Source organism: Williamsia muralis (genome assembly GCF_002735905.1).
Taxonomy (GTDB): domain Bacteria; phylum Actinomycetota; class Actinomycetes; order Mycobacteriales; family Mycobacteriaceae; genus Williamsia; species Williamsia muralis_A.
Genome location: NZ_PEBD01000008.1, coordinates 888040 through 908733, shown reverse-complemented (window position 1 = coordinate 908733; position 20694 = coordinate 888040). Strand labels below are relative to the sequence as shown.

Here is a 20694-nt window from a genome sequence, read left to right as displayed (position 1 = left end):
TCATGAAATTCATCCAGATGATGGATCAGCCCGTCGAACCTGGCGGGCTGGTCGAGTGGTCGCCCTTCACCGAGGGCGGATTTGCGCAGTGGACGGCTGATTCGCGGCCCACCTCGCACAATCACGAGCAGCATCTGCGCGCGGCGTTCGACTACCGGCTGCGCACCAAACGTGAGGGCGGCCGCGAATCGTGGCTTGGGCTCGCGATCGATTTCGACGAGCCGATGTCGGTACCGGCCATCCGCGCGGCACTGTCGACCTGGATCGACAGGCACGAGGTGCTGCGCAGCCATGTTGTCATCTGGGCGGACCGCCTGGCCCGGCTGACCACCCCGCCCGGATCGGTGAAGCTGAAGATGGGGCGGGTGGGCTGGTACGGCGAACCCGGCCCCCTGCTGGATCAGCTGGCAGGGTCCTTTGACCGAGCGACCGCGCCGCTGCAATGGCCCGCTTACATCTTTGCCACCGTTGCGCGCGAGGACTCGTTCACGCTGCTTTTCGCGGCCGATCACTCTCTGGTGGACGGCTACTCCCTGATCATGGGCCAGTACGAACTCGTGGCGCTCTACACCGCGCACCGGCGCAAGGTGGAACCCGACCTGCCGCCGGTGGGGTCGTACGTGGACTTCAGCGCCCATCAGCGGCGAGAGGCAGACTCGGCAGGCGCCGAGCACGAGGCCGTTGCGGTGTGGGCCGACTTCCTGCGCGACTCGGGCGGGGAACTGCCCCGGTTCGACATCGCCGACGAGGACGGGACGGCGGTCGAGGCCCCGACACCGTCACCGCAGCCGGGTACCGATCTGATCCCCCAGGGTTCGATCACGGCAGATCTACTCGACGACGAGCAGACCAACAGATTCACGGCGGTGTGCTCAGCGGCGGGCGGCTCGTTGCTGTCCGGGGTGATGGCGGCCCTGGCGATCGTCTACGCCGAGCTCGGCGGAGGCCCGGTGTTCCGGTGTGTCATCCCCCGCCACACGCGCACCGATCAACAGTGGTTCGGGGCACTCGGATGGTTCGTCGCCACGGTCCCCTTTCGTCTCGACACCTCAGGCGCGACCGATTTCGGACAGATCATCGCCCGGGCGGCAGACGAGATGCGGCGCGTCCGCAAAGCCGGGAACCTGCCCTACCTGCGAGTCGGAGAGATCCTCGGGCACACCGGCGACACGGAGATCCCCGACCCCAGGTTCGTCGTCTCGTTCATCGATCTGCGGTTCGCCCCCGGGCACGCAGAGGCAGACGCCGGTCGGGCAAGGGTGCTTCGCAGCCACAACTACTCGAGCGAAGAGGTGTACATCTGGGTGCACCGCACTGCTTCGGGCATCCGCATCTCGTCGCGCTTCCCGGCGCAAGGCCGCACCCATCGGCAGGTCGGACGTTATCTCGGCGCCTTCGGAGACTTTCTCAAAGAGGTCGGCAATCGCAGCACCTACGGGCCGCAACCGGGCGACCCCGAGCGCGAATCGGCGACTTGAAAAACGTTACCGGTGAGTAGGTATCGGTGACCGAACGAGCGATCTGTGGGCCAGCAGTCGTGCCTGTTCGGCGGGGTGCTTAGACTCCATCTAGTGCCGTCCCCCACATCCCGCGGGAAGGCATGCCCACGTAACAACACATCGAAATCCGAGACAGTGTCACCGACGCGCATCGACCAGCGCCCAACAGGAGATCAAGTGCCAAGTCACGCCAGCACAGCACTCACGAAAGTCCTCATCGCCAACCGGGGCGAGATCGCGGTACGGGTCATCCGGGCTGCCAAGGACGCCGGATTGACCAGCGTCGCGGTGTACGCCGAACCGGACGCCGATGCTCTGTTCGTGAAGCTCGCCGACGAGGCCTTCGCTCTGGGCGGTCAGACCTCGGCCGAGTCGTACCTGGTTTTCGACAAGATCCTCGACGCCGCGGCCAAGTCCGGGGCCGACGCCATCCACCCCGGCTACGGCTTCCTCTCGGAGAACGCCGACTTCGCCCAGGCTGTCATCGACGCCGGGCTCACCTGGATCGGGCCGTCGCCCCAGTCGATCCGCGACCTCGGTGACAAGGTCACCGCCCGGCACATCGCGCTGAAGGCCAACGCACCGATGGCCCCGGGTACCAAGGACCCTGTCAAGGACGCGGGTGAGGTGGTCGCCTTCGCCGAGGAGCACGGTGTCCCCGTCGCCATCAAGGCGGCATTCGGCGGCGGCGGCCGCGGCATGAAGGTCGCCTACACGATCGAAGAGATCCCCGAACTGTTCGACTCGGCCACCCGTGAGGCAGTCTCGGCATTCGGTCGCGGGGAGTGCTTCGTCGAGCGCTACCTCGACAAGGCGCGCCACGTGGAGGCCCAGGTCATCGCCGACCAGCACGGCAACGTGATCGTGGCGGGAACCCGCGACTGCTCGCTGCAGCGCCGCTTCCAGAAACTCGTCGAAGAGGCACCCGCACCCTTCCTCACCACCGAGCAGCGCGACAAGATCCACTCGTCGGCCAAGGCCATCTGCAAGGAAGCCGGCTACTACGGCGCCGGCACGGTCGAGTTCCTCGTCGGTTCCGACGGCTTGGTGTCATTCCTCGAGGTCAACACCCGTCTGCAGGTCGAACACCCCGTCACCGAGGAAACCGCAGGCATCGACCTCGTCCGCCAGCAGTTCCGCATCGCAGCAGGCGAAAAGCTCGAGTTCACCGAGGATCCGACCCCTCGCGGTCATTCGTTCGAGTTCCGCATCAACGGCGAGGACGCCGGCCGCGGCTTCCTCCCGGCTCCCGGACCGATCACCGTCTACAAAGAGCCGACCGGCCCCGGCGTCCGTGTCGACTCCGGCGTCGTCGAAGGCGACGTGATCGGCGGCGGGTTCGACTCCATGCTCGCCAAGCTGATCGTCACCGGTGAGAACCGTGAGCAGGCGCTCGAGCGGTCACGACGCGCGCTGGCCGAGTTCCAGGTCGAAGGTCTGGCGACAGTCATCCCGTTCCACCGCCACATCGTGTCCAACCCGGCATTCATCGGTGACGGCGAGGGCTTCGACATCTACACCAAGTGGATCGAAACCGATTGGGACAACCCGATCGAGCCCTACACCGGTGGACAGCCCATCGAGGACGACGACAACGAGCCCCGCAAGACCGTGGTGGTCGAGGTCGGCGGACGGCGCCTCGAGGTGTCGCTGCCGGGCGATCTGGCCCTGGGTGGTGGCGGATCCAACGGAGTTGCCACGAAGAAGCCCAAGGCACGCACGCGCGCCAAGGGCGGTAACGCCGCAGTGTCGGGTGACGCCGTCACCGCGCCCATGCAGGGCACCGTCGTCAAGGTCTCGGTGACCGAGGGCCAGGAAGTCGCCGCGGGCGATCTAGTTGTCGTTCTCGAGGCCATGAAGATGGAGAACCCCGTCACCGCCCACAAGGACGGTGTCGTGACAGGCCTGGCCGTCGAGGCCGGCGCCGCAGTCACCCAGGGCACGGTCCTGTTCGAGCTGAAGTAGGCGTACGCCATCGAGGCTGTCGAGATCAACGCCGGCGCGTGGTACCTGCGGGCATTGCGTGACGATGATCGGGTGTCGGATCGGCCGGCGCTGGCTCTGGCCGGTGTCACCGACCCCGATCACGTGCGTGCCTGTGAGCGCGGCTGGGACGAGGAAACCCGCTTCACCTGGGCCGTGTGTGAGCCAACCACCGGCGAGATGCTCGCCGAGGTCGCCATCGAGCCCCAGGGCACCGGTAACGCTGCCCGATTGACCGGGTTCGCCCGGGACGGTTTCGACGAACCGCTGGCAGCAGCACGAATCGTGGTGCAGCGCTTTGGTGAAGTCGCGCTGGGTTACACCTTCGACTGACCAGTTCCACAGAACCCGCAAAACCCGCAGAAAATTCGCGCCACCTGCCTGCGTGCGCGCCGGTTGCAACCGGCGCGCACGCAGGCAGGTGGCGCGAATCCTTGCGCAGTCTCCGCTTCAGACGTCTGGACGGTCGTGGTCCAGCCCGGTGCCGAGGTCGGCGCAGTCGACCTCGATGACGTCGGTACGGGCAGCGAGATAGGGTCCCGCGCCACGGTCCCCCGACAACGACTGCAGGACCCCATCGAGATGGTCTGCGCCGAGGTAGACCGGATGTCCGGCAGACCCCGCGAATACTGCTCTGCCCAGTCGGCCGGGTCGGGGACCGCAAGCGTCCAGAAGTCGGCGCACCTGCGCGCCCGTCACGTCCGGGATGTCAACAACATGTAAAACCACTCCGACTAGATCGGGGACGTCGGCGGCTTCCAGAAGCGCCACGCGCACGGACTCGCTCAAGCCCCTGCGCCAGTCCGGCACCTGTACGGCCTGCGCTCCCCCGGGCATCTCCGGGGCAGCGGCACCGACGGTGACGAGCACCTGTCCGCATCCGCCGTCGCCGAGCGCATCCACCCCGGCGCGCAGCCAATCACCTTGATGCGCAAGTATTTTCGGCATCCCGTATCTGGTGCCCGCGCCGGCGGCCAACAGAACCCCGACCACCGTTCCGTGCTCTGGCATACCGCCTGGGCCCGCGCTCGCACTCGATGGTGCTGCCCTGTCACGGGCGTCTCCGGTGGCCGTCTCGCCCGCCGTGCGCTCCACCGATCGACCTCCTCCGGGCCTGACGGCCTTGGATATATCGGTTCTGCTCGCCGAGCGGACGAGCAGACTTCGCGAGATCCTCATGGGAAGCGATGGCACCCCGCCGGATGGCGGTGCCCACGAGACCCACATGACCATCTCACCAGAGGTACCACCGAATGAGCACCGACTCCGAGGCCGGATCATCCGACGCCACCCGATCGTTTCGACCCGATTCGACCGCTTTCAGGACGTGATGGGCTGAACAGGCACAGACTTCGAGCATTGACGTGTGCAGGCAACCAGAGCGGGCGCTGCGATGAAGGCAGCAGCACCACGAGAAATCGGAGAGGACGGGACCTGACGTGCGACGAGTTGACTGGCGAGGACTCGAGAGTTTCAACGAGTTGCGCGAGCGCCAGGCGATCCACGCCCTCTACCAGTGCTGCACGTCGTGCATCTGGGCGATCCGGGTGGCGGCGGGCCGGCCGTTCCCGGACGAAGAAGCCCTCTACAACCGCTCGGATCTGATCCTGGCAGAGTTGTCGGAGGCAGACCTGGAAGAGGCGCTCGACGGGCACCCCCGAATCGGTGACCGGCCGACGAACTCGTCATCGGCCCGCGAGCAGTCCGGGGTCGCCGGCGCAGACGAGGCTGTTCTGGCCGAGCTCAAGCGGTGCAACGCCGAGTACGAGGAGAAGTTCGGCCATGTGTACCTGGTCTTCGCCGATGGGCGACCCGCCACGGAGCTGCTGGCAATTCTGCACGAACGCATGAACAATGATCCGGAAACCGAAAGGCGGGTCATGCGAATGGAATTGGCGAAGATCAATCGTCGGCGGCTGCGACTCATGTTGGAGCCGGCGATTCGATACGTCGACGAAGGCGAGGATGCCGCGTCGTGAGTGACCTCAGCACCCACGTTCTCGATGCGGTCACGGGCAAGCCGGCCAGCGGCCTCACGGTCATCCTCTACGATTCAGATGGCGCCGAACTCGCCTCCAGCACAACCGATTCTGATGGCCGTATCGGATCGCTCGCCGGCGGCGGGCTCACCGAGGGCGTCTACCGCTTGCTTTTCGACACCGGCAAGTGGTTCGCCGACAACCACATCGAGGGTTTCTACCCGGAGGTGGCGATCACATTTTCCGTCACCGATACCACCAGGCACCACCACGTGCCCCTGTTGCTGAGTCCGTTCGCCTACTCGACGTACCGCGGCAGCTGACGATACAAAAGGAGAAGACACAGAGCTCATGGGCATCATCCTGGGTGAGAACCAGTACGGCAAAGCCGAGAACCGGGTGGTGCGGATCTATCGCGACACCCCCAGGCACGAGATCAAGGACATCAACGTCGGCAGCGCCCTTCGCGGCGACTTCGCCGCGGCCTACACCGACGGTGACCAACGGAAGGTGCTGCCCACCGACACGCAGAAACAGACTGCCTATGCCTACGCCAAGGAAAAGGGCATCGAGTCGATCGAGAAGTACGCGCTCGAACTCGCCCGCCACTTCGTCGACGACTTCGAACCGGTGTCCGGGGCCAGGATCGAGGTCGAGGAGTACGCCTGGGAACGCGCTGTGGTCGACGGTGCCGAGCACGACCACACATGGGTCCGCAAGGGTCAGGAGACCCGGACCGCCGACATCACCGTGGAAGGCAAGGGCGATGCCCAGCAGACGTGGGTGATCGGGGGCCTCAAAGACCTGGTGCTGCTGAAGTCGACCGGTTCGGAGTTCCACGACTTCCTCGAGGACGAATACACGATCCTCGAACCGACCACCGACCGGGTGATGGCCACATCGCTGGTGGCCAAATGGCGTTTCACCACGACCGATGTCGACTGGGAGGCGGTCTACCCGGCCATCAAACAGATCATCATCAACCGCTTCGCGACCGTGCAATCCCTTGCCTTGCAACAGACCCTCTACGAGATCGGGAAGATGATCCTGGAGACCTACGACGTGATCGCCGAGGTACGCCTGTCGGCTCCCAACAAGCATCACTTCATCTACGACCTGTCCCCGTTCGGCCTGGAGAACAACAAGGAGGTCTTCCATGCCGACGACCGTCCCTACGGTTTGATCCAGGGCACGGTGACCCGCGACGATGCGCCGGACGCAGGCCCGGCATGGAACCCGCAGATGGCGTGGCTGGGCTGAGCCCACGCAGGCCGGGCCACCCCCTCCCTGGCCGCCGATCGGTCTGATCGACGGGGCGGTGTCGGCGCTGATCGGCGCATGGGCTCGAATGGATTCATGGACACTGTGCAATTGGTGGAGGTCAGTCCGCGCGACGGACTGCAGAATGAGAAGACCGTGTTGTCGGTGGACGACAAGGTCGAGCTCATCAACCGCAGCGTGGCAGCCGGAGTCCGGCGCATCGAAGCCGTCAGTTTCGCCAACCCGAAACGCGTTCCCCAGATGGCCGGCGCCGAGGAGGTGATGGCGCAGCTACCCCGCGGTAACGGTGTCTCCTACATCGGCCTGGTGCTCAATCGTCGCGGCCTGGACCGGGCCTTGGCCGCGGGAGTCGACGAGATCAACGCCGTGGTCGTCGCGACCGATGAGTTCAGCACGCGGAATCAGGGCTGCACTGTCGCAGAGGGCATTTCGGCATGGCAACACATTGCCGAGGACGCCCGGGCCGCCGGAATCCTCACGACGGTCACGATTGCTGCGTCGTTCGGATGCCCGTTCAGCGGTGAGGTCGATCCCGCGTGGGTCATCGAGGTGTCACAGCGTGTGGCGGCCGCAGGTCCCGACGAGATAGCGTTCGCCGACACGATCGGGGTGGGTGTCCCCTCTCAGGTGCGCGTGCTCGCCGCCGGTGCGCACAGCGCCGCTCCGGGCATTCCGGTGCGCTGGCACTTCCACAACACCCGTAACACCGGCTACGCCAACGCGCTCGCCGCTCTGGAGACCGGTGCGGCAGCACTGGACGCGAGCATCGGCGGATTCGGCGGTTGCCCTTTCGCCCCGGCGGCCACGGGCAACATCGCATCCGAGGACCTCGTCTACGCGCTCGACCGCTCAGGCGTTCATTCCGGCGTCGACCTCGAATCGCTCGCCTCTACAGCAACCTGGCTCGGTGCCCGATTGTCCAAAGACGTTCCCGCACAGCTCGGCCGGGCAGGCAACTTCCCGCCCAGCTGACGCTGCGGCCGGCCGTCCCGTCCGATCGAGGACTACTCCAGTTCCACCAGCAGGTCGCCGCCTTCGACTTGTGCGACGGTGGTGATGGCGATGCGTTTGATGGTGCCGCCGGTGGGGGTGGTGATGGCGGCTTCCATTTTCATGGCTTCGATGGAGCCGATGGTGGCGCCGGGTTCGATGTGTTGTCCGGGTTCGACCACGGTGGTGACGACTCCGGCGAAGGGTGCGGCGATGTGTTTGGGGTTGCCGGCGACTGCTTTTTCGGCGACCAGGACGTCGACCTTGAGGGAACGGTCACGGACCTGGACCGGTCGGAGTTGGCCGTTGAGGATGCACATCACCGTGCGCATGCCGCGTTCGTCGGCCTCGCTGATCGCTTCCAGACCGATGAGTAGTTCGACGCCGGGTTCGAGTTCGACGCGGTGTTCGTCGCCGTACCGCAGGCCGTAGAAGAACTGGTTGGCCGACAAACGTGAGGTGTCGCCGTAGGCGGTTTGGTGTTCTTCGTAGTCGCGGGTGGGGCCGGGAAACAGCAACCGGTTCAACGTTGATCGTCGGGTGGCGCTGTCGCCGTCGAGGGCGGCCTGATCGTCGTCGGAGAGCTCGGTGACCGGTTTGGCCGGGGCCCGGCCGGCCAGGGCTCGGGTGCGTAGGGGTTCGGGCCAGCCACCGGCGGGGTCGCCGAGCTCGCCGCGCAAGAACCCGATCACCGAATCAGGAATGTCGTAGGAGGCGGGGTCCTGGGCGAAGTCGTCGGCACTGACCCCGGTGCCCACCAGGGCTAGGGCCAGATCGCCGACCACTTTCGAGGACGGGGTGACCTTGATCAACCGGCCCAACATCCGGTCGGCGGCGGCGTAAGCGTGCTCGACCTGTTCGAACCGGTCCCCCAGCCCCAGTCCGATGGCCTGCTGACGCAGGTTCGACAACTGCCCGCCCGGGATCTCATGGGTGTAGACCCGGCCCGTGGGGGCGGGGAGCCCGGACTCGAACGGCGCGTACACCTTCCGCAGCGCCTCCCAATACGGTTCGAGCTCACACACCGCGGCCAGGTCCAGGCCGGTGTCGTACTCGGTGTGCGCGGTGGCGGCAACAATCGCCGACAACGCGGGCTGGCTGGTCGTCCCGGCCAACGCCGCCGAGGCACCATCGACCGCGTCCGCGCCGGCCTGCCACGCCGCCAGATACGTGGCGAGCTGCCCGCCCGGGGTGTCATGGGTGTGCACATGCACCGGCAGATCGAAGTTCTGTCGCAGCGCCGAGACCAGTGTCGCGGCCGCCTGCGGGCGTAGCAGTCCGGCCATGTCCTTGATCGCCAGAATGTGCGCGCCCGCGTCGACGAGTTGTTCGGCCAACCGGAGGTAATAGTCCAGGGTGTACAGGTTCTCGCGGGGGTTGGACAGGTCACCGGTGTAGGACAGGGCGACCTCGGCGATCGTGGTGCCGGTCTCGCGGACCGCATCGATCGCCGGCCGCATCTGATCAACATTGTTCAACGCGTCGAAGATCCGGAAGATGTCGATCCCCGTCGCAGCGGCCTCGGACACGAACGAGCGGGTCACCTGCTCGGGGTACGGGGTGTAGCCGACCGTGTTGCGTCCGCGGAGCAGCATCTGCAAGTTGATGTTGGGCATCGCCTCACGCAGCTGCGCCAGGCGGTCCCACGGATCCTCCTTCAAAAACCGCAACGCCACATCATAGGTCGCCCCGCCCCAGCACTCCACCGACAACAACTGCGGGGTCATCGCCGCCACATACGGGGCAACCATCACCAACCCGGTCGTACGAATCCGCGTCGCCAACAACGACTGATGCGCATCACGGAACGTGGTGTCGGTGACACCAAGGACTTTCGACGCCCGCAAGTCCGCGGCGAACCCCTCCGGACCCAACGACAGGAGCCGCTGCCGCGAACCATCAGCCGGCGACGAGATGTCGACGTCAGGAAGTTTGTCGCGCGGATACACCGTCGCCGGACGCTCCCCGTGCGGTTTGTTCACCGTCACATCAGCCAAATAATTCAAGATTCGGGTGCCCCGGTCCGCCGAGACCCGCGAGGTCAGCAACTGCGGTCGTTCCTCGATGAACGACGTCGTCACGTTCCCCGCCCGAAAATCCGGGTCATCCAACACTGCTTGCAGGAACGGCACATTCGTGGCCACCCCACGAATCCGGAACTCAGCCAACGCCCGCCGCGACCGCGCCACCGCCGTCTCGAAATCCCTGCCCCGACACGTCAGCTTCACCAGCATCGAATCGAAATGCGCACTGACCTCCGCGCCCAACGTCGCCCCACCATCCAGACGCACCCCCGCCCCACCCGGAGTGCGGTAGGCGGTGATCCGGCCGGTGTCAGGCCGGAACCCGTTCGTCGGATCCTCGGTGGTGATCCGGCACTGCATCGCCGCGCCGCGGATCTGCACCGCATCTTGCGACAACCCCAACTCGGCCAACGTCTCCCCTGCGGCGATCCGCAACTGGGACTGCACCAAATCCACATCGGTGATCTCTTCGGTCACCGTGTGTTCGACCTGGATACGAGGGTTCATCTCGATGAACACGTGATTGCCGTCGCGGTCCACCAAGAACTCGACCGTGCCCGCACACGTGTAACCGATCTTGCGGGCGAACGCGACCGCGTCCGCGCAAATCTTTTCCCGCAACCCCGCCGGCATGTTCGGTGCCGGCGCCAGCTCGATCACCTTCTGATGGCGACGCTGCACACTGCAATCCCGTTCGAACAAATGCATCACGTTGCCATGCTGATCAGCCAAGATCTGCACCTCGATATGACGCGGGGCGATCACCGCCTGCTCCAAAAACACCGACGCATCACCGAACGCCGAATTCGCCTCCCGCGCAGCAGCTTCAATGGCCTCCCGCAACCCGTCGATCGTCTCCACCCGCCGCATCCCCCGGCCACCACCACCAGCAACCGCCTTGACGAACACCGGGAACCGCATCGACTGAGCCGCAGCCATCAACTCATCAACATCCACCGACGCCTCCGACGACGCCAACACCGGCAACCCCGCCGCCTTGGCTGCCGCGATCGCCCGGGACTTGTTACCCGTCAACTCCAAAATGTCGGCAGACGGACCCACAAACGTGATCCCAGCCTCCGCGCACGCCGCCGCCAGATCCGGATTCTCCGACAAAAACCCATACCCCGGATAAATGGCGTCAGCACCCGCTCGCCGCGCCGCAGCGATGACCTCCTCGACCGAGAGATACGCCCGCACCGGATGCCCCGGCTCACCGATCTGATACGCCTCATCAGCCTTCAACCGATGAACTGAGTTTCGATCCTCGTACGGGAACACCGCCACCGTCCCGGCACCCAACTCATACGCAGCACGAAAAGCACGAATCGCGATCTCACCACGGTTGGCCACCAACACCTTGCGAAACATCAACGCGCCTCCACATCGCCCACGAAATCATCAAGTTGTCAGCCGAGCATCGTCGTGCGCGGCCCAGCTGGCCGAGGCAGCTGTAGCAAAGTCCTGCGCGATGTTTCGGGCGACTCTTGTGAAATACAGTCACGCCGTAGCACGTTCGCAGGCCGTGCAGGTCTGAACAGCGAGCCCCTACAAGAAGATCGCGCGCGTCAATCGGACGGCGTAGTCCGCATCGGGGTTGGTCGTACCGTCACCCACACGCTCGGCGATGGCTGCGATGGAAATATCGCGCCGTTTCGGCAGCCTGTGCTTCTCTGCCGCGGCGAGCGCACCTGGCATTTGTTCGCTGGTGAGGTCGGTGCAGTAGCACGGCGCGCCGGGCTGTTGCCGCCAGGATTCTGACAGGACACCGGCATCGAAACCGTCGAAGCCGGTTTCATCGACCAGCCCTATTGCCAATTCCCGGGCGTCGGCATCGTTTGCTGCAACGGGAATCGCGATACGGCCGGCAGTTCCTTGCGGGCGGCCGTGCTCCGCCAACGACGCTGAACTGATTGCGTTGAATACCTTCACGATTGGGCGCCCGAGTTGCTCCGCCACCCATTCGCTCTCGACCTGACCTTCATCGATCGCTTCAATGTGGCCATCGCGCAAGGGGTAGTAATTCGACGTGTCGAGGATGATCGCATCAGCCAAGGCCTCCGATAGCGGCGAACCGAAGGCCGGCAGCCGGTCCAGTGGCATCGAGAGGATCACCACGTCGACGTCCTTGACTGCCTCTGCTGCGAACACCGCACGGGCGCCCGCGCTGAGGGCGTCAGGGTGAACCGATTCCGGTTCGCGGGAGTTGGCGACTTTTACGTCATGACCCGCCGCGCTCAACTTCCGGCTGAGGGTCCTGCCGATATGCCCGGCGCCGGCAATTCCGATTCTCATCCTGGATTCCTGTTCGTTGTCTGTTCTTGGATCATGGAAAGTGCGTGGTTCCTGAAGTGCTAAGAGGAACGCAGTTCGAGCTGCCTGGCCTCGGCCACATTGCGACAGCCAGACAGAGCGAGAGCGATCTCGAGCTCTGCCCGCAGCAGCTCGAGCGCGTGTCGAGCCCCATCCTCACCAGCGGCCGCCAGGCCGTAGAGAGTTGGGCGTCCCACCAGACACGCCCGGGCCCCTAGAGCCAGGGCCTTCGCGATGTCACTACCGCGTCTGACCCCGCTGTCGAACAGAACCTCGGCTTGGTCGCCCACGGCTGCGACGACTGCAGGCAGGAGATCGATTGTGGCCGGGGCGTCGTCGGACTGCCGGCCTCCGTGGTTGGACACGACGACAGCGTCTGCTCCTGCCTGGACGGCAAGCTTGGCGTCGTCTGGATGCAAGATCCCCTTGACGACGAGCGGTCCAGACCAGATTTTCCTGATCCACTCGATTTCTTTCCAGGTCAGCCCCGGGTCGAAGCTGGCTTGGAAGGATTCTGCGTGAGACGCCGGTCCACCGGTGGCCTTGAAGTTGACCGGCAGGAATCGACCGTGCTGCACAAATCCCGTCGACCAACCCGGGTGGCGTACTCCCGAGAACAGAGTCTTCATCGAGACCCTCAAGGGGCGCGAGAATCCATTACGGAGATCGCGTTCGCGCTTGCCGGTACGAGAACCATCAACTGTGACGACCAACGCGCCGTAACCGGCTTTGGCCGCGCGGTCCAAGATCTCGACGACGAACTCGCGGTCGCGCCACACGTACAGCTGGAACCATTTCGTGCCTGTGGTCGATTCGGCGACATCCTCGATCGAGTACGACGCAGAGGTGGCCAGCGTGTAGATGGTGCCGATCGAGTCGTACGCACGTGCCAGCGCGGGTTCCCCCGAGTGATGGACGAGTCCGACGACCCCGGTGGGTGCGCCGATGATGGGCACCTCGATCCGCTGTCCCAGCACCGTTGTCGACATATCGACTTTGGAGACATCGGTCAGGACGCGCCCGACGATTCCGATCCGATCGAGGGCGTCCCGATTGCGACGCATGGCCAACTCGTCGTTTGCGCCACCCTCGACGAAGTCGAAAATTGTCTTCGGCAGTTTTCGCTTGGCGATGCGGCGAAGATCGGAGACGTTGTGCGCCTTCTTCAATGCGCGCGGCGTGCCTGTTCGTCGTCCGCGTGTTGTCCGAAGTCGTTGAAGGTCTCCCGACACCTGGTCAGTTACCAACTTGATGAACGGGTTCATCTCGACTCTCTTCCTGCACTGTCCGCATCGACTAGGTGGACCGCCTCTACCGACGTCCTATAGAGTTAATATCAGACAATTGGCCAGTTAACCAGGGTTTCACGAACCACTGCATGATGAGAGGTGCTCCTTGAAGGGTTACGAAGCGGTTGCGTTGGCTGTTCAACACTTCTCGGACGCACCGGTTTTCGGCGTCATGGGAAACGCCAACATGTTGATCTTCGCCGCGCTGTCGGCCAAGGGCGACGAGCGACTGGTGAGCGCCCGACACGAGGCAGCGGCTGTCGCCATGGCAGACGGTTACGCCCGAACGTCTGGCGAAGTGGGAGTCTCCACGGTCACCTCGGGTCCCGGACTGTCGCAGGTCGCCACATCGCTGCTCGCGGCCGCACGGTATCGCTCTCCTCAAGTCCTCATCAGTGGCGACGCGTACCGCCGTGATTCGGCTCGTCTGCAGGCCTTTGACCAACAGGCCTTTGCCGACACGTGCGAAAGCGGGTTCGTGCCGATCAAACGCGTGCAGGACATCGTTCCGGCCGTACATGAAGCGTTCGCGCGCGCCATCCTAGAGTCTCGGCCGATTCTGCTGTCGATCCCCGAGGACCTTCAATTGGAGGAAGCTGCATCCAACGTCGAGGCCGATCTTCAAGCCCTGACAAGACCCCAACGTGCAGTCACGCCTGCGCCTCGTGACTCCGAGATCGAGCGCGTGATCGACCTACTCGAAGACGCACAGCGTCCGGTTTTCGTGGTCGGGCGCGCCTGCCGTGACGAGGAGACCATCCGATCGATCAGGGAGCTCGCCGAGCACTACGGAGCGTTGTTGGCAACCTCGCTACCGGCGAAAGGGCGGCTTGACGACGACGAGTGGTCCATCGGGGTCTCGGGCGGGTTTGCCCACACCGGGGCGCGCAAACTCCTGCAGGGAGCTGACCTCGTAGTTGGATTCGCCGCTGGTCTTGCCAGTTACACCACCGACAAGACGACCCTCTATCCATCGGCGGCAATGGTCGCGCTTGATCTCCAGCAGGCTCCAGAGAGCGCAATGCTCGGACATGACGTGGTTCTGGGGGACGTCGCGGAGACCGCCCCACGGTTGCTGGCCGCTGCTCGCGGCCGCTCGAGTGTTCACGTGAACTTCCGTGGACCCGAGGCGCTCGAGCACATCAAGACCCTGACCACCGAGGCAGTGGCGACCATTGACGAACGACCCGACGGCATGCACCCTGCCGCGGTCGCTGAAGCCCTGAGAACGTCCCTACCGCACGGAGCCCAGGTGGTCCTGGGCGGCGGCCACTTCTGGGCATTCGTCGTCATGGGCGTTCACAAACGCCCCGACCTGCATTGGCAGTTCTCTTACCAGTTCGGCTCGATCGGCCAAACCCTCCCCGTTGCAATCGGCGCTTGGTACGGCGATCCCTCGCGGCCTCTTGTTGTGATCGACGGCGATGGCAGCGTGCTCATGCACATCCAGGAACTCGACACAGTGGCCCGCTACCGGATACCCATGACCCTGATCGTCGCGAATGACGGAGCGTTCGGGGCCGAAGTCCACAAACTTCGACCGGCCGGACTCACCGACACCATCGCGACGTTCACTCCACCCGACTTCTCGGCCATCGGTGAGGCGTTCGGCGGCATCGGCGTTCAGGTCAAGGAGGACACCGCACTCGCTTCAGCCCTCGAGCGCAACGCCGACGCCGGTCGATTCCAGGTGCTCGATGTCCACATCTCCAGCGAAGTGGCGAGCGAGCCGTTCAAACGGTGGTACTACGAGGGTTGAGCCAACGCCGGCCCGGACTGCGCCGACACCGCAGACGCCTGATCAGAAGCAATTGCCAACTCGTACGAGGCGGCAAGGCCGGACAGGTGCAGTCGCATAGCCGATTCGGCGGCTGCGACATCTCGACTGCGAATGGCCTCGACGATGGCCCGGTGCTCGTCCACCACCCGCTCCCACATCGCCTGATCGAGACGGTTCCTGGGCACCCGCCGTGCGCTGACTTCGAACACGGGGAGAGCGACGATGGGAAGCAGACGGTTGCCCGAGGCTTCGAGTAGCTCTTGGTGGAAGGCGAAGTCGAGGTCGAACAGATGCTCGACGGCGGGCACCGAGTCAGGTACCAATCCCGCCAATCTCTCCACCGTGTCCTCACCGCACTTCGCCGCGGCCATGCCGGCTGCCGGAACCTCGAGGATGAGCCGTACCTGGACCATCTCGGCGATCGAGAGATCGCTGGCGCCCACAAGCGTGGCCAGCGACGTCGTCAAGCCATCCGAGACATTGGCAGCTGACGGCTTGCTGACCACGCTTCCGCCGTGCGCGCCCGGTTGTGTCACGATCAGCCGCTCTGACGACAAAAGCCGGAGGGCTTCGCGAACAGTACTTCGGCTGGTGCCGAACTGCTCGCACAGCTGCGCCTCGGCCGGCAGTTTGTCGCCGACACCGAGGAATCCGGTCACGATCCACTGTCGGATCTGAGCAGCGACCTGCTCGTACGCGCGTTTCACCGGGGTCGCTGTAGGGAGCGGCAAGGAACGGTCATTCATGCGTGCATCCTTCGGATCAACGGCCTGCTGGCCGCGGTTAAATGTGAGTCTATTGCATTGTCTGATTTTAATCCGTTACTGTGACATAAACATTCGGGAGAAGGTTCATATGACCGAGGCAGCACCGTTCAGCCCCCTTGCTCGACGATCAGTTACACACGAAACCGTGGATCAGTTGGCGACAAAATACCGCACCTGGGGGCAATGGGGCGCTGACGACGAGCTCGGTAGCGCAAACTACGTGACACCTGAGCGGCTTGTCGCTGCTGCCCAGCTCGTCCGCACAGGAACGACGTTCTCTTTGTCCCTTCCCATGGACGTCACCGGGCCCATGCATGGGCCCTCTTCGCGCGTGAACCCACAACACCAGATGCTCATGACCGCACACGACTCCCTGCCCGGCCCGGTCCGCTACAACGATGACGCCGTCTACATGCCCTTGCAGTCGTCCACGCAATGGGATTCGCTGGCCCATGTCTTCTACAACGGCGAAGGGTACAACGGCCGCGGAATCGACACTGTCGGTGTTGTCTCAGGCGTGAGCGCCAACAGCATCACCGCTCTGCGCCGGCATGCCGTGGGCCGCGGCGTTCTCCTCGACCTGGCTCGCTTCTACGATCGCGACGCCTTGGAACCAGGCGCCTGCATCCAAGCCGAGGATCTTGAAGCATGCGCACAGGCTCAAGGTGTAGACGTCGGCGAAGGAGACTGGGTGCTGGTTCGCACGGGCCAGATGGCTCAACACCGAAACGCCGGATCGTGGGGCGACTACGCCGGTGGCTCGGCTCCGGGCCTGGGTGTGAGCGCCGCCGATTTCTTGTGTTCTCGGCGGGTTGCCGGAGTCGCATCCGACACCTGGGGACTCGAAGCACTGCCGTACGAGACAGCCGATCTGTATTCTCCGCTGCACATCATCCTTCTGGTCAACGCCGGCATCTACATCGGAGAGATGTGGGATCTGGACGCCCTCGCGGAGGACTGCGCCGACAACAAGGTGTACGAGTTCTTCCTCGCCGCTCCCCCGCTTCCGATCACCGGCGCAGTTGCATCGCCGATCAATCCGATTGCGATCAAGTGAAGCACTAGACCACTCGACTCGTCCATCGGTGTCAGACGGTTGCCGATGGATGGGTCGTGGCAATGCCGCCGGCGGTCCAAGCGCTCAGACAAAAAAAGCCCGCTCGCTTACTGGAAGCGAGCGGGCATCTTTATTGGTGAGCGACGGGGGCTGTTGACCGATGCTGCTGTTCGCATTCCCGACCGAGCGTGGCCTGCACGGCGATGTGAAAACCGTTGCAAGACAGACTCAGTCGGGGCCGACAACAACTCCTTGAGACCCAGGGTCAGGCCTGCTGCAAGCCCAGTGCCTGAGACAGCTTGCGCAGAGAGGGCCGCGGGTCGTACGTCGGGCCGTTCCCGGCGACCTGGACCACGACATGGTCAGCGCCCGCCTGCAACTGCCGGTTGATCGCTTCGACGGCCGCATCGAGTGTTCCGAGTCCGATGAGCGCTCGTTTGAGCCTGTCAGAGCCGCCGGGCACGAAGTCGTTCTCAGTAAACCCTTGGCGCAACCACGAATTCCGATAATTGGGGAAGCGAAGGTAGCCGTCGAGGTGCAGACCCGCGGCTTCGTTGATCTCACTCTCGGATCCATCGAAGGCCACGGCGTGCTCGGTGATGATCCACTTGTCATCGCCCAGGATCTCGCGTGTGGTCCGCGTCTGTTCAGGGGTCACCAAATATGGCATTGCACCGTCGGCGGCCTCTCCGGACAGCGCGATCATCTTGGGGCCCAATGCGGCAAGAATGCGCGGAGGGCGACCGATCTCTTTCTCCACGAACGCCGGTAGATCTGCCATCTCCGCCAGGTAGTCACGCATTGCGGCAAGGGGCTTGGGTACTTCCAAACCGAACCGTCTTTGGAGTCCCAGCGCATGGCTGACGCCCAAGCCGAGGACGAACCGGCCGGGGTACACGGCAGCGAGTGTCCGGGCACCGGCCTCAGCGATCGATGCATGGCGCGCAAAGATGTTCATGATGCCGGTTCCGACAACGAGACGCTCGGTCGCAGGCAGAAGCGCTGCGGCAAGCGTGATGGAGTCCTTGGCGCCGCTCTCGGGATAGAAGAACGAACCGAATCCCAACTCTTCGATCTCGCGCGCAATCGCTTGGACCTCTGGCGTGGGCCAGTGATCATTGGCCCAGAAGACTCCGACCTTCGATCGGAAGTCGATCTGCGTCCGCGGAGACGTCGGTGCATCAGTCTCAGGCATCGACCCGGCTCTCGATCAGTGTCCGCAGACGACGCTTGTCCGGCTTACCCGAACCCAGCCAAGGGATCTCGTCGCGGTCCATGAGGAACCACAACGTGGGGACCTTGTACTTCGACAGCTTGCCGGCGGCATACTCGGCGAGCGCTTCGGTCGACGGCGCATCACCAGGCGCGGCCACCACCACGGCAGTCACTTCTTCGCCGCGCTGTGCGTGCACCGTTCCGAACACGAGGCAGTGCAGGACGGACTCGTGGGACTCGATGGCCACCTCGACCTCGCGCGGTGACACGTTGGCACCTGACGCCTTGATCAACTCCGAGTAGCGGCCCACATAGAACGGACGCGGGTCGCCGTCGATCATGACCACACGGTCGGCCGAGTGATACCAACCGTCCTCATCGAGGATCTCCCAGCGCTCGCGCCCGTAGTAGCCGAGCATGAGACCGGGCCCTCGCACGCACAGTTCGCCCTCTTCGCCCGACGGCACCGTCAGTCCGGTCTCCGGATCGATCACCTTGAGTTCGACATCGGCGAAGGTGCCCATGGTCTCGCTCATCGAACGATGCGCGGAAAGTCCTGGAATCGGGACGTTGACCGTGGCGACATCGGCAGGCCCACTGGTCACCGCGGGCGCCGAGGACAGATCGCGCGAAGCGAAACTGGGGTGAGCTCGGATCGACTGCATGACCGTCGGCCAGCCGATCACGGACGTTCCCCGTTCACGCTCGAGCAGCTCCAGCGCTTCACCAGCGTTGAACTTCGGCATGATGAGCAACGTCAGCGGCGAGAGCAACGCAGTGGAAATCGTCAGAACGCCTCCGACCCAGAAAAAGGGCATCCCGCAGATGGCCTTGGCCGGAAGATCGCCGGCGTCGGCCGCCATCATGGCCGGCACCGTGGCGCAGTCACGAAGGACCGATCCGTGCGAATGAACGACGCCCTTCGGGTCGGCACTGGAGCCCGAGGTGTACACCACCACGGCTGCATCGCCGGGTTTGACCTGCTGCTCGACGAGCTCGAGTAGTTGCCTATCGGGTTCGCCCGTCGCTGCATCTGCGTAGAGGTCGACCGATTCAGCCCAGGGTTTGGTCGTGGTCCCATGAATCCACACCCTGCGCAGATATGGAGCCTCGGTGAGGCGCAGGCTCGGGTCGGAAGCGTTTTTCAAACCCGGCAGAGCACTTTCCAAGAAGTCCTCGACGTCCTTGCCGACCACCGTACGGCTGGTGATCAGAACATCTACGTCGCCTAGAAAAATCACCCGGCCGAGTTCGGCTGGCGAGTAGATGGTGCTGAAGCCCTCGACCAGCGCACCGATGCGGGTCGCAGCAAGCCACGTGACGATGAACTCGTGCGTGTAGGACTCGAAAATACCGACACGGGTTCCCTTGCCGATGCCGCGGGCAAGCATGCGCCGGGCGAGCCTGGCCGACGCCTCCTCAACCTCGCGATAGGTCATCCGGCGGTCCAGGGACACGACAAAATCCGTGTCACCGTGCCGTTCGACTGACTGCTTCAGCGCCTCGGGAATGGTCGCCTTGTAGCCCAGGTCGATGGAAGTCATTACGGTCGATCCTTTCCCGCTGTCGAAGGCGGTGAACTCTCAGCGCGAACGCTGTCCTTCTCCGCCAACACGATTGGCGGCGCATCTTGCCACGACTTGATTCCGTGCGCCTCGTCACCAACCCCCCACCCGTGGCTGCTGATCTGAGCCCAGTAAGCGTGCTGGAACTGATGCAAGCTGAAGGACGATGCAAGAGAGTTGGTGAATCCCATGTTGTCGAGAGTCTGATTCACCGACTCCTTGACCAGCAACGCCGTCATCGTGGGCACCTCGACGATTCTCCGCGCGAAGTCAATCGTGGACTGCTCCAAGGCCTCTCGAGGGAAGACCTTTGTCACCATTCCGAGGCGGTACGCCTCGTCGGCGTCGATCGCGTCGCCCGTCAGCATCAATTCCTTGGTCTTCCGAGGGCCGAACTCCCACGGGTGCGCAAAGTATTCGACTCCGCACATGCCAAGCCTGGTGCCGACAACGTCGGCGAACTGTGTGTCATCGGCCGCAATGATGAGGTCGCAAGCCCACGCAAGCATGAGTCCGCCGGCGTAAACGGGGCCCTGCACCGATGCGATCGTGATCTTCCGCAGGTCTCGCCACCGCTTGATATTTTCGAAGAAGTAGTGCCATTCCTGAATGAATGTCTGCTCCGAACCCTCCCGGGTCCCGCCGTTGACCTGATAGGTCCGGTGCATCGTGGGCCCCGGAGTCTGTTCGGCCACAGTAGCTTTCGAGCCGAGGTCGTGGCCCGACGAAAAGGAGTCACCGGCACCTCGCAGCACGACGACGCGCACGCCGTCGTCTTCCTCGGCCGCTGTGAACGCCTCACCCAGTTCCACGAGCAGACCGCGGTTCTGCGCGTTCTTCTGCTTGGGACGGTTGAGGGTGATCAGGGCAATGGAACCTTCATCGATCAGCTCATACTCGATGAATTCGAAGTCAGTCATATTCAGACCTTTCCGTTCTTGTACGTAGTCGG

The 20694-nt window shown here is 64.1% G+C and carries 17 protein-coding genes; 9 read left to right on the top strand and 8 right to left on the bottom strand.

Annotated elements, in window-relative coordinates:
- The first annotated feature begins 2 nt into the window (after nucleotides 1-2).
- From CSW57_RS13315 to CSW57_RS13305, 3 genes are all read left to right on the top strand, one after another.
- Nucleotides 3-1478, top strand: a complete 1476-nt coding sequence (locus CSW57_RS13315; RefSeq protein WP_099383167.1) for a condensation domain-containing protein — start codon at nucleotides 3-5, stop codon at nucleotides 1476-1478.
- A gap of 198 nt (nucleotides 1479-1676) precedes the next feature.
- Nucleotides 1677-3464, top strand: a complete 1788-nt coding sequence (locus CSW57_RS13310; protein ID WP_099383166.1) for an acetyl/propionyl/methylcrotonyl-CoA carboxylase subunit alpha — start codon at nucleotides 1677-1679, stop codon at nucleotides 3462-3464.
- 9 nt (nucleotides 3465-3473) lie between these two features.
- Nucleotides 3474-3815, top strand: a complete 342-nt coding sequence (locus CSW57_RS13305) for a hypothetical protein (protein WP_099383165.1) — start codon at nucleotides 3474-3476, stop codon at nucleotides 3813-3815.
- A gap of 117 nt (nucleotides 3816-3932) precedes the next feature.
- On the opposite strand, the gene CSW57_RS13300 is transcribed toward CSW57_RS13305, so the two are convergent.
- Nucleotides 3933-4493 carry a nucleotidyltransferase family protein gene (locus tag CSW57_RS13300; protein WP_099383164.1) on the bottom strand — a complete coding sequence of 187 codons (561 nt, stop codon included), beginning with the start codon at nucleotides 4491-4493 and terminating at the stop codon, nucleotides 3933-3935.
- Between the two features lie 428 nt (nucleotides 4494-4921).
- Here CSW57_RS13300 and uraD point away from each other — a divergent pair, with 428 nt between their 5' ends.
- The 4 genes from uraD (at nucleotide 4922) to CSW57_RS13275 (ending at nucleotide 7714) form a co-directional block, all read left to right on the top strand.
- On the top strand, nucleotides 4922-5461 hold the full coding sequence (uraD, locus tag CSW57_RS13290; RefSeq protein ID WP_099383162.1) for a 2-oxo-4-hydroxy-4-carboxy-5-ureidoimidazoline decarboxylase: 540 nt from the start codon (nucleotides 4922-4924) through the stop codon (nucleotides 5459-5461).
- The gene (uraH, locus tag CSW57_RS13285; protein WP_099383161.1) at nucleotides 5458-5784 is read left to right on the top strand and encodes a hydroxyisourate hydrolase; all 327 of its coding nucleotides are present in this window, start codon (nucleotides 5458-5460) and stop codon (nucleotides 5782-5784) included. The genes uraD and uraH overlap by 4 nt, the downstream gene beginning before the upstream one ends.
- A 28-nt stretch (nucleotides 5785-5812) precedes the next feature.
- Nucleotides 5813-6721, top strand: coding sequence for a factor-independent urate hydroxylase (gene pucL / locus CSW57_RS13280; RefSeq protein WP_099383160.1), 909 nt, complete (start codon nucleotides 5813-5815; stop codon nucleotides 6719-6721).
- A gap of 96 nt (nucleotides 6722-6817) precedes the next feature.
- Entirely contained in the window at nucleotides 6818-7714 is an 897-nt protein-coding gene (locus tag CSW57_RS13275; RefSeq protein WP_099383385.1) for a hydroxymethylglutaryl-CoA lyase, read from the top strand.
- Nucleotides 7715-7746: 32 nt separating this feature from the next.
- Here the strand turns inward: CSW57_RS13275 and CSW57_RS13270 are convergent, their stop codons facing one another.
- From CSW57_RS13270 to CSW57_RS13260, 3 genes are all read right to left on the bottom strand, one after another.
- A complete protein-coding gene (locus CSW57_RS13270; protein WP_099383159.1) occupies nucleotides 7747-11127 on the bottom strand; it encodes a pyruvate carboxylase in 3381 nt (1126 codons plus the stop codon).
- Nucleotides 11128-11304: 177 nt separating this feature from the next.
- Nucleotides 11305-12159, bottom strand: coding sequence for an NADPH-dependent F420 reductase (locus CSW57_RS13265; RefSeq protein WP_223249253.1), 855 nt, complete (start codon nucleotides 12157-12159; stop codon nucleotides 11305-11307).
- Nucleotides 12111-13334, bottom strand: a complete 1224-nt coding sequence (locus CSW57_RS13260; protein WP_099383157.1) for an alpha-hydroxy acid oxidase — start codon at nucleotides 13332-13334, stop codon at nucleotides 12111-12113. Before CSW57_RS13260 ends, CSW57_RS13265 begins: the two co-directional genes overlap by 49 nt.
- Before the next feature lie 130 nt (nucleotides 13335-13464).
- Here CSW57_RS13260 and CSW57_RS13255 point away from each other — a divergent pair, with 130 nt between their 5' ends.
- On the top strand, nucleotides 13465-15117 hold the full coding sequence (locus tag CSW57_RS13255; RefSeq protein WP_099383156.1) for a thiamine pyrophosphate-binding protein: 1653 nt from the start codon (nucleotides 13465-13467) through the stop codon (nucleotides 15115-15117).
- Here the strand turns inward: CSW57_RS13255 and CSW57_RS13250 are convergent.
- The gene (locus tag CSW57_RS13250) at nucleotides 15105-15884 is read right to left on the bottom strand and encodes a FadR/GntR family transcriptional regulator (RefSeq protein ID WP_099383155.1); all 780 of its coding nucleotides are present in this window, start codon (nucleotides 15882-15884) and stop codon (nucleotides 15105-15107) included. The genes CSW57_RS13255 and CSW57_RS13250 overlap by 13 nt on opposite strands.
- Before the next feature lie 109 nt (nucleotides 15885-15993).
- On the opposite strand from CSW57_RS13250, the gene CSW57_RS13245 reads away from it, so the two are divergent.
- Nucleotides 15994-16962, top strand: a complete 969-nt coding sequence (locus tag CSW57_RS13245; protein ID WP_099383154.1) for a cyclase family protein — start codon at nucleotides 15994-15996, stop codon at nucleotides 16960-16962.
- A 265-nt stretch (nucleotides 16963-17227) separates the two neighbouring features.
- Here the strand turns inward: CSW57_RS13245 and CSW57_RS13240 are convergent, their stop codons facing one another.
- The 3 genes from CSW57_RS13240 to CSW57_RS13230 are packed head-to-tail and all read right to left on the bottom strand — an operon-like array spanning nucleotide 17228 to nucleotide 20662.
- The gene (locus tag CSW57_RS13240) at nucleotides 17228-18157 is read right to left on the bottom strand and encodes a TIGR03620 family F420-dependent LLM class oxidoreductase (RefSeq protein WP_099383153.1); all 930 of its coding nucleotides are present in this window, start codon (nucleotides 18155-18157) and stop codon (nucleotides 17228-17230) included.
- The gene (locus CSW57_RS13235; protein WP_099383152.1) at nucleotides 18150-19721 is read right to left on the bottom strand and encodes a class I adenylate-forming enzyme family protein; all 1572 of its coding nucleotides are present in this window, start codon (nucleotides 19719-19721) and stop codon (nucleotides 18150-18152) included. Before CSW57_RS13235 ends, CSW57_RS13240 begins: the two co-directional genes overlap by 8 nt.
- Complete coding sequence (locus tag CSW57_RS13230; protein ID WP_099383151.1) at nucleotides 19721-20662, bottom strand: enoyl-CoA hydratase; 942 nt, start codon at nucleotides 20660-20662, stop codon at nucleotides 19721-19723. The genes CSW57_RS13235 and CSW57_RS13230 overlap by 1 nt, the downstream gene beginning before the upstream one ends.
- Between the last annotated feature and the right edge of the window lie 32 nt (nucleotides 20663-20694).

Coding starts and splice junctions, on each gene's coding strand:
- CSW57_RS13315 (WP_099383167.1), top strand. CDS start 3: ATGAAATTCATCCAGATGATGGATCAGCCCGTCGAACCTGGCGGGCTG.
- CSW57_RS13250 (WP_099383155.1), bottom strand. CDS start 15,884: ATGAATGACCGTTCCTTGCCGCTCCCTACAGCGACCCCGGTGAAACGC.
- CSW57_RS13275 (WP_099383385.1), top strand. CDS start 6,818: ATGGACACTGTGCAATTGGTGGAGGTCAGTCCGCGCGACGGACTGCAG.
- pucL (WP_099383160.1), top strand. CDS start 5,813: ATGGGCATCATCCTGGGTGAGAACCAGTACGGCAAAGCCGAGAACCGG.
- CSW57_RS13245 (WP_099383154.1), top strand. CDS start 15,994: ATGACCGAGGCAGCACCGTTCAGCCCCCTTGCTCGACGATCAGTTACA.
- CSW57_RS13260 (WP_099383157.1), bottom strand. CDS start 13,334: ATGAACCCGTTCATCAAGTTGGTAACTGACCAGGTGTCGGGAGACCTT.
- CSW57_RS13270 (WP_099383159.1), bottom strand. CDS start 11,127: ATGTTTCGCAAGGTGTTGGTGGCCAACCGTGGTGAGATCGCGATTCGT.
- CSW57_RS13230 (WP_099383151.1), bottom strand. CDS start 20,662: ATGACTGACTTCGAATTCATCGAGTATGAGCTGATCGATGAAGGTTCC.
- CSW57_RS13240 (WP_099383153.1), bottom strand. CDS start 18,157: ATGCCTGAGACTGATGCACCGACGTCTCCGCGGACGCAGATCGACTTC.
- CSW57_RS13235 (WP_099383152.1), bottom strand. CDS start 19,721: ATGACTTCCATCGACCTGGGCTACAAGGCGACCATTCCCGAGGCGCTG.
- CSW57_RS13300 (WP_099383164.1), bottom strand. CDS start 4,493: ATGCCAGAGCACGGAACGGTGGTCGGGGTTCTGTTGGCCGCCGGCGCG.